The organism is Faecalibacterium tardum, assembly GCF_040096515.1.
GTDB classification, from domain to species: domain Bacteria; phylum Bacillota; class Clostridia; order Oscillospirales; family Ruminococcaceae; genus Faecalibacterium; species Faecalibacterium tardum.
This window is the reverse complement of the sequence record NZ_JBBMEO010000068.1, coordinates 1-3601: the sequence shown is the minus strand read 5'-3', so window position 1 is coordinate 3601 and position 3601 is coordinate 1. Positions and strand designations below refer to the sequence as shown.

4 protein-coding genes are annotated in these 3601 nt (G+C 53.9%); all 4 read right to left on the bottom strand.

Annotated features, from left to right (window positions below):
* On the bottom strand, window positions 1-656 hold a 656-nt coding region (locus WMO44_RS14495), incomplete at its 3' end, for a DUF4366 domain-containing protein (RefSeq protein WP_349153001.1).
* Window positions 640-912 carry a DUF4315 family protein gene (locus tag WMO44_RS14490; protein ID WP_097773924.1) on the bottom strand — a complete coding sequence of 91 codons (273 nt, stop codon included), beginning with the start codon at window positions 910-912 and terminating at the stop codon, window positions 640-642. The genes WMO44_RS14490 and WMO44_RS14495, both read right to left, overlap by 17 nt.
* Window positions 913-924: 12 nt before the next feature.
* Window positions 925-2667, bottom strand: coding sequence for a C40 family peptidase (locus tag WMO44_RS14485; protein WP_349153000.1), 1743 nt, complete (start codon window positions 2665-2667; stop codon window positions 925-927).
* Window positions 2660-3601: VirB4-like conjugal transfer ATPase, CD1110 family (locus tag WMO44_RS14480; RefSeq protein WP_349152999.1), on the bottom strand; the 942-nt coding region annotated here is incomplete at its 5' end. The genes WMO44_RS14485 and WMO44_RS14480, both read right to left, overlap by 8 nt.

Sequence of the window (3601 nt, the reverse complement as noted above, 5' to 3'; positions counted from 1 at the left end):
GTGTAGTTTGCATCGGGGTCAAGGGCTTCTTTTTCTGCCTGCTTTTTCTGCTTCTGCTTCATAAAGGTGTAAATGCCGCCGCCAGCAACCAAACCGACCAGAGCCAGAACGCCTAAGAATGTGGCAGCATACTTCGTAACTTTGTTGCCACCAGTCTGTTCAGAACCGGATGCCGCCGCTTCTTCCGCAGCCTTTTTCGCATCCTCCTCGGTCTGTTTGCGCTCCTGTTCTGCCTGCGCCGCCGCTTCTTTTTCGGCGGTATACGCTTCGGCATCTTCATCTTCCATCAGGGAAAGAAGGTCGGCTTCATCCACGAGATTCATGAAATGAACGGTGTTTTCACCCTTGGCGTTGCGGTCAATGACCAAATAAAACGTGTTGCCAGACTTCGACACCAGCGTGATGAACTGCTGACCGCTGCCATCCGAGTAACTTGTGTGGTAATCGTCCACCAGCGTCAGATTGCCCTCCGGGGTCAGGGCACCGTTTTCCTCATCGGTCACGGTGACCGCATCTTCCTCATCAGTGGTAGAAGTCAGGACGGGCTGTTCCACTTCCTCCACAGGCTCACCGCCATAGGCAAAAGCGGGAGCCGCCATGCCAGCGCACAGTGCCACCGACAGCACCAGCGCACAAACCTTATTCATCATCTTCATTGGAATCGTCCTCCTTATTAAAGGTAGCACCGACCGCGGACAGCGCAGCCGGGGTCGGGGTGGCGGTAGCCGACTGCCGCAGCAGGGCGGCAAGCTGTTCCGGCGTAACCTTGGCGGTGCGCACCATCTCATTCACCTCGGCAGCTTCTGCTTCCTGAATCCGTCGTTCAAGGCTTTCAATGCGAGTGTTGATCTTAATGCGACGCTCCCTTTCCTTTTCCAGAGAAGCGCGCAGCTTATCGAGTTTTTCGCTCATTTCTTCCTCCAATCATTTTGAGAGCCGCCCAAAACCGGACAAATATTTCTGCCAGTAGGACGAATGAATATTGGCATACTTTATGGGGTCGCCGGCGGACACCATCATGCCGTTTCCAAGGTAGATGCCCACATGACTTTTTCCCGGAGTATCGTAGGTTCCCTCGAAGAAAACAAGGTCACCGGGCTTTGCTTCGGCCTCGCTGATGTGCTGGCTCTTGTTCCACAGGCCGTTGGCGGTGGTGCGTCCCACATCGTAGCCGTTCTGGTTGTAGACCCAACAAACGTAGCCTGAACAGTCAAAGCCAGTTTCCGGGGTAGAGCCGCCCCACACATAGGGCGTACCCACATACTTTTGGGCTTCCTTGTAGATGGCGGCAAACTCGCTGTCCGTCAGGGCTTCTGCCGGAACCTGATAGTCGATGCCCGGTGTGCCGGAGCCATCCGAGCCACCGGGCGGCAAGCCTCCATTAAAAAGATAAGGTCTGCCGCCCAGCGTATCCTGAAAGATCTCATAGCGTTTCCACTGGTCGTTGTCCAGTTCCTCCCGGATAACGACCTCCAGTCCTTTATTCACCAGCTTTGTGTGAAAAATTCGATACTCATAGGGCACTTGCACGGTGTAGGGGATGCCAGTAAAAATGTCGATCATCACTACCGTGCGGTATCGGGTCTGGACTTCTACCCATGTGGTCAGCTTGTATTGCTTGGCAAACGTCTCCTTGAGTTTTGCCTGCACCTCGCTGCGGGTGTAGTCGTCGTAGAGAGTAGTCAGGAACGAAGTGAGCTGCCAAGGATCGTGCTCGATAGCATCCAGATGGTATCGGTATTCGTCATAGCCGGGGTGGTCGGTGGGGGTACGCTTGATCTTTTTATCCAGTTCCTTTTCCAGCTTCTTGTAGTCGGTTTCGGCTCCCCGGATGTCCCGGTCCTCTGCGGTGTAAATGGTCTGCCCGGATACCTGCGTGGTGCCGGAGAACAGAATGGAACAGGACGAAAACGCTGACATGACCAGCAGCAGGAGCAAAAGAAAAACGCCCACGATCAAAAGAACGTGCGCGTTGCTCTTTGCAAAATTGGCAATGCCGTTGACTGCGGTGCTGACCACCGATCTTCCTTTGTCGATGACCTGCTCCATGCCGGACTTTGCGGCATTGGTGCCATTTGATGCCGCTTTGCCGCCTGCGGTCTGTGCAGCGGTGCCGTCCGACCGGGTTGCGGCACGGTAGCTTTTCTGAATATCCTGTTTCTGCCACCACCGGGAGAACCAGTTGGAGTTGCCCTCACTGCTGGTTGCTTCTGCACTTTGAGCCTTGTCTGACCCGAACGCAGAAGATTTTGCAGTAGGCGTGTTTTTCTTTGCTTGCAGCTTGGCTTTCTTTTTCAGCTTCCTTGCATAACGATTCTTTGAGAAATCGCTGACTGCTTCTTCGGACTTCACGCCTTCATTGAGAGCCTGTGTGCCCACATTGTCGTCCTCGTACTGGTCAATCTCCCGATGTGCCGCAGACCGGGCGGCAGCGGCGGCATACATAGCACGTTTCTGCTGCTTTGTCATGCGGGATGCTTCATCCGGGGTGATCTCAGCTTTGCCAAAACGCAGATGCTGGGATTTCTCCGCAGCTTTGTCTGCATCCTGTTTCAGTTTCTGCTTTTTGGGCACCGACTGCTCCACTTTAGACTTTTTCGGAGGGGAGCGTGTAGCTGTGCGCTCCTTTTCCTCCTCGAATCTCAGCTTCGGCTGTTTCTCACTCATGCTTTTGCGCCTCCGCAACTTCGGAAAGGCGGGTCGTAAGGATGCGGTAGAGTTCAAGGTCTTTCGGGAAGTGGTCAACAAAGGGTAGGATCACGTTGCCGAAGAACAGCAGCCCTTCGCCCTCACCGGAGTGAGTGACGTAGGAAAGCTGATGGGGCGAGATGTTGAGCTGCTTTGCGAGAATCTGCCGGTCTCCGTTGGCCTGATTGAGCATATACACAAAGTCCGAGTTTTCAAAAATATTCGATACTTCGGGACTTGCCAGCAGATCTTTGACATTCTGCGTTAGGGCTGTTGGAATGCCGCCCCACTTACGGAAACGCTTCCAAATCTCCACGGAATAAGCAGCAGTCTGCTCTTCCTTCAAGAGCAAATGGAACTCGTCTGCATAGTACCGGGTGGATTTTCCGGCACTGCGGTTGGCGGTCACACGCCCCCACACGGCATCCTGCACGATGAGCATACCGAGTTTTTTCAGCTGCTTGCCAAGCTGCTTGATATCAAAACAGACAATGCGATTATTGATATCCACATTGGTGTGGTGGTTAAAAATATTCAAAGAACCCTTAACGTAAATTTCCAGCGCAGCCGCCACATGGCGCGCTTCCGGTTCGTCTTGCGTCAGCAGGGCGTTGTACAGATCTTCCAACAGCGGCATATTTTCTGGGGTGGGATTCTCGAAATACTTGCGATAGATCACATGGACGCAGCGGTCAATGACCGTCTTTTCCACCGGCTGCAAACCCTCTTTGCCGCCCACCACCAGTTCGCACAGGGACAGCACAAAGTCGGCTTTCAAAGCCAGAGGGTTATCCTCTTCCGAGTAGTTGCTGTTGATGTCCATCGGGTTGATATACTGGGTGCTGGCAGGGCTGATGTGGATGACCTGCCCATGCAGACGCTCCACCAGCGGAGCATATTCTGCCTCCGGGTC

Excerpts from the sequence above, each read along its gene's own strand:
- WMO44_RS14490 (WP_097773924.1), bottom strand. The coding sequence starts at position 912 with ATGAGCGAAAAACTCGATAAGCTGCGCGCTTCTCTGGAAAAGGAAAGG.
- WMO44_RS14485 (WP_349153000.1), bottom strand. The coding sequence starts at position 2,667 with ATGAGTGAGAAACAGCCGAAGCTGAGATTCGAGGAGGAAAAGGAGCGC.